Annotated in this window: 2 protein-coding genes; both read right to left on the bottom strand. The window is 48.8% G+C overall.

Annotated elements, in window-relative coordinates:
• Positions 1-34 precede the first annotated feature (34 nt).
• Positions 35-3133 (bottom strand): error-prone DNA polymerase, encoded by a 3099-nt coding sequence (locus KKH67_10680; GenBank protein MBU1319641.1) that lies wholly within the window; start codon positions 3131-3133, stop codon positions 35-37.
• A gap of 11 nt (positions 3134-3144) precedes the next feature.
• Entirely contained in the window at positions 3145-4485 is a 1341-nt protein-coding gene (locus KKH67_10675) for a hypothetical protein (protein MBU1319640.1), read from the bottom strand.
• Positions 4486-4641 lie beyond the last annotated feature (156 nt).

The raw sequence follows: 4641 nt of genomic DNA, 5'->3' as shown, positions 1-4641 counted from the left end.
TTCGCTCCTCGCGATGACGGTTTCTCTAATAGTGCTATCTAAAATCGCGTGATTTGACGCGCATCTCCGATGATCGGAATTGGAGCGGCAGGAAATCGCGCCCGATCACATTTATCACTCCATCTTTATGCTCAACATTGCCGCGCACCAACAGCACACTCGAATTGACTACGATTCTTCGATACTTCTTCGTCATGTTCGGCATCATGACGATATTGATAAACCCGGTCTCATCCTCGAGAGTGATAAAGAGAAACCCTTTCGCCGTCACGGGGCGTTGACGGATTATCACCATCCCTGCGACCGTCACAGATTTATTGTTTCGAGTAGTCCTCAAATCCTTTGATGACAAAATGCCTCTCTTGGTGAGCTGCTGCCGGAGAAGTTTCATCGGGTGGGGACCGGTCGATAGATTCATGCCTTTGAAATCAGCAATGAGCGTCTCATAAGTAGCCATCGGGTTGAGAAGAAGCTCGCCGTTTTCGCGATCTTCAATCGGAAGTTCATCCGGCATTTTCTTCACAATCGACATGATTTTCCAGAGCGACTGTCGCCGTTCGATCCCGAAACATTTGAATGCACCGACCATTGCAAGTTTTTCGAGTGCTCCACGATTCAGGTCTGTCCTTCTGACAAAATCTTCGATTGATGTAAAACAGCCTTTTGCAAGTTCTCTCTCGATAATCTCTTTCGCTGATCCTCCGAGTGATTTCACTTGGCTGAACCCGAGCCGTATGCAGTCACTTTCGATCGTGCAATCCCACTCGCTCCGGCTGACATCGACATCGAGAAACCGGACGTCTCTCCGTTTTGCCTCATAGATGATGCTCGACGGCGAATAAAATCCCATCGGCTGCGCATTCAGAAGCGAGCAGTAGAATTCCTGCGGGAAGTAGACCTTCAGATACGCAGAGACATAAACGAGCAGCGCGAACGATGCGGCATGCGACTCCGGGAATCCGAAATCGGCAAATGCAGACATTTGCTTATAGATTCTCATCGCGGTATCTTCATCGATTCCGTTTTTGACAAGACCTGCAATCAGCGATATACTAATCGCTTCCATACGCTCATGCGACCGCTTGTGGCCCATTGCGCGACGGAGAGCATCAGCCTGACCCGGAGTGAATCCTGCAGCCGCAATTGCAATCTGCATACTCTGCTCCTGAAAGAGAGGGACACCGAGCGTCCGTTTGAGGATCGGTTCGAGAGCGGGGTGGAAGTAAGTAATCTCTTCCTCACCGTTTCGCCGCCGTAGATATGGATGCACCATGTCCCCCTGAATCGGCCCGGGCCGGATCAACGCAACTTCGACAACAAGATCGTAGAAACATCGTGGCTTGAGTCGCGGGAGAGTGTTCATCTGCGCGCGCGATTCAACCTGGAACACGCCGACAGTATCCGCCTTGCACAATAGATCATAAATCTTCGGATCATCATAAGTGAGCTTAGCGGGATCAATCTTGATACCGCGATTCTTCTCGATCAGCTTGAACGCAATATCGATCAGAGTCAGCATCCCGAGTCCGAGAAGATCGATCTTGACCATCCCGACATCTTCGACATCATCTTTATCCCACGCAACCACACTCCGATTCGGCATGGTGGCATTCTCGATTGGGACAATCTCCGAGAGTGGCTTTTTCGTGATAATCATCCCGCCGACATGAATCCCGAGATGTCTCGGGAAGCGATTGATCTTCTTAACCATCTCAATGAGGAGCTTGACGCGCTTGTCATCTAAATTAAGGCTTGCTTCCTGTGCGCGATCCGGCAATTCGACACCACCAGAGAAATGATCCATCTGTTTTGCGAGCCGGTCGACCTCATCGAGGGTAAATCCGAGGGCTTTGCCAACATCGCGAACCGCAGACCTTCCCCGATAGCTGATCACTTCGCAGACCATCGAGGCGTGCTCTCTGCCATATTTGTTGTAGACATATTGGATTACTTCCTCGCGGCGATTGTTGGCGATATCGATGTCGATATCGGGCGCCTCGCGACGTTCCTCTGAGATGAACCTCTCGAAGAGAAGCTTAAGATTCACAGGATCGACAGAGGTTATCCCGAGGCAATAGCAGACAGCTGAATTCGCAGCTGAGCCGCGTCCCTGACAGAGGATGCCGTTGTCGCGGCAAAATCGCGCGATATCCCAGACTATCAGAAAATAGCCGGAAAGATAGAGCTTGTTGATAATCACAAGTTCGTGTTCGATTTGTTTTGTAACTTCCTCCGTCAGCTCTCTGTATCTCTCTTTTGCGCCGGCATAGGTGAGCTTCTTGAAATAGCTGAAAGTTGTTTCGCCATCCGGCACCTCGAAATCGGGGAGAATAGTCTTAAGGTTTTCCAGCGCAAAACTGCACTTCTCTTCGATTCTCATTGTATTTTCAATAGTTTCCGGATAATTGCTGAATCTTAATATCATCGCACCGGGCGGTTTAAGGTGTCGTTCGGGATTGGGATAGAGCAGCCCGCCAGCTTCATCGAGGTTCGTGTGATGTTTGATGCAGGTCAGAATATCCTGCAGCCTTCTTCCGTCGGGAGTCGTGAAGTGGACATTGTTTGTCGCGACAGCAGGGATCCCGAGTCGTTTGCCCATTTCGCTTAGTTTGTCGCAGAGGATTTCGTGCGCTGGAAGATTATGGTGCTGCAATTCAAGATAGAAATTTTCATCACAGAATATCTCTCGATATTTCGAAGCTATATATTCAGCCTGCTTATCGTCACCGTGAAATATCAACGATGGGATTTCTCCGAGGCGGCAGCCGGATAACGCAATCAGACCTTCGCAGTGAGAAACCAAATCATCTTCGGTTATCTTCGTTTCGCCCTTTTTGCATTTCAGATTTGCGGAGGTCAGAAGTTTCGAGAGGTTCGAGTATCCCTTCTGATCTTTTGCGAGAAGAACCAGATGATGTTCGTTGTCGAGTGTGATTTCCGATCCGAAGATCGGTTTCAGGCCGGTAAGCTTTGCTGCATGATTGAAACGAACAATGCCATACAAACCATTGTGATCGGTCAGCGCAAGCGCACTGTATCCGAGACGAGCGGCATGCGACGCGAGATCCTCCGGATGCACCGCGCCATCGAGGAATGAGAAATTCGAATGAGTATGAAGTTCGACATATTCCATGCCGAGCCTCCTCAGTCAAAAATGCCATGTATGAACCAGCGCGATGAAATCCGGTTGTAGAATAACAGAAAGAGTTTGCTGTCGGCGATTTCGATTTCATAGTAGAGCCGGTCGAAGTTCTCCTGCCACCATCCGCCCGATATCTGCCACGGTCCCTTCCTGCTTTTGATTTTGCGAGTAGCGTTTCCGATCACGACCGCCTTCGGGAGACCTTTCTCCGTTATGACTTCCGTTTCTGTCGGAGGCTGAAGGAGTCTTAGTCCTGAAATAAGATGCATCGAATATGGATGACGCCAGTCGCTACGCTGGGTCGCGCGTTTTGTTTTCCGAGTCGGGAACGAGGCAGGGAAGAGGGAAAAATTCCTGTCGGGCAGGAAAGAATCGTTGAGTTCTGGAAGGCAAAGTTTCTTGAAATCAGGAACATTAATCAGATTGTTTCTTGACAGGATATTATTGCGACCTGCAGACATCCTCTCCGGTAATTCGAGCTGTTCCGATGACTCCTGATATGTCTGCGGAATAGTGGCCGATATTTCGATAATGCCTCCGGAGAGTTTCAGTTTCTCGAGTTCGAACCTGATCAATCTCAGGAATCTTGTGAGATTAGTTGTCGGTCTGTCGGCAGTCACATCAAAAGACTTATCTGACCTGTCATCGAGCACAAGATTGATCTGCATCGCGGAGACGGCATGCCCTGCGTTCTTCAGCTTCACAAAGAGATCATCCATGAGCTTTTCGATATGCCGGACAATTGTATCACTTTTGTAGATCGTATATGTGAGCGAAGTCGTTTTCGAAAGACTTTCTGTCAGATTCTCCGGTGAGAAGAGATCGAGGTCATCCCCCTTGGAATGCAAAGAGAAAACCCCGCCCTCTTTCCCGAACCTTTGCGCGATTTCATTGGAATTAAAATCAGCAACTTCGCCGATAGTTTTGATTCCGAGATCCTGAAGTCTCTCTCTTGTCTCTTCCGAGAGATTCAGATAGTCGGTGGAGAGGTTATTCAGGAATTTCTTCTCCGTCCCAGCCGTCACAATCGTATAATTCGAAATTTCCGATATCTCCGCTGCGACTTTTGCAAGAAACTTGTTCTTCGCAACACCAGCTTTGATAGGGTAGAGTTTGGTTCGGATAGACGAGATGATCTTCTGCACGAGCCCCTTCTCGCTCTTATACAGAAGCCCGAGACCGGAAGTGTCTAAGAAGAATACTCCGGGAGATTCCTCTTCTACGAGAGGGCTGATTTTCTGGAGAATTTCGAGCAGTTCATTGGATCGCATCCTCTCTTTCTCTGGATCACGCGGGATCACGATCAAATTCGGACAGAGAGTGTGTGCCTGGGGAGGAGTCATGATTTTGCGTACTCCAGAGATATTGTCAAGAGTTGTGGATGATTGTTTTGATAGTATCCTCAAGTTCTCCAGTTATGCGGCTTCCTTTATTTCTCCATCAACGAACTTAACACCTTCAATGACTTTGGTAATGAGTTTATGGGCATTGATTCGTCG

The organism is Candidatus Zixiibacteriota bacterium, assembly GCA_018820315.1.
Taxonomy (GTDB): Bacteria; Zixibacteria; MSB-5A5; order JAABVY01; family JAHJOQ01; genus JAHJOQ01.
Note: the sequence above shows the minus strand (reverse complement) of the source record. Positions and strands in the feature narration are given on the sequence as shown.

What these genes read in the sequence shown, in the direction of transcription:
- KKH67_10675 (MBU1319640.1), bottom strand. Translation starts at nt 4,485, where the DNA reads ATGACTCCTCCCCAGGCACACACTCTCTGTCCGAATTTGATCGTGATC.
- KKH67_10680 (MBU1319641.1), bottom strand. Translation starts at nt 3,133, where the DNA reads ATGGAATATGTCGAACTTCATACTCATTCGAATTTCTCATTCCTCGAT.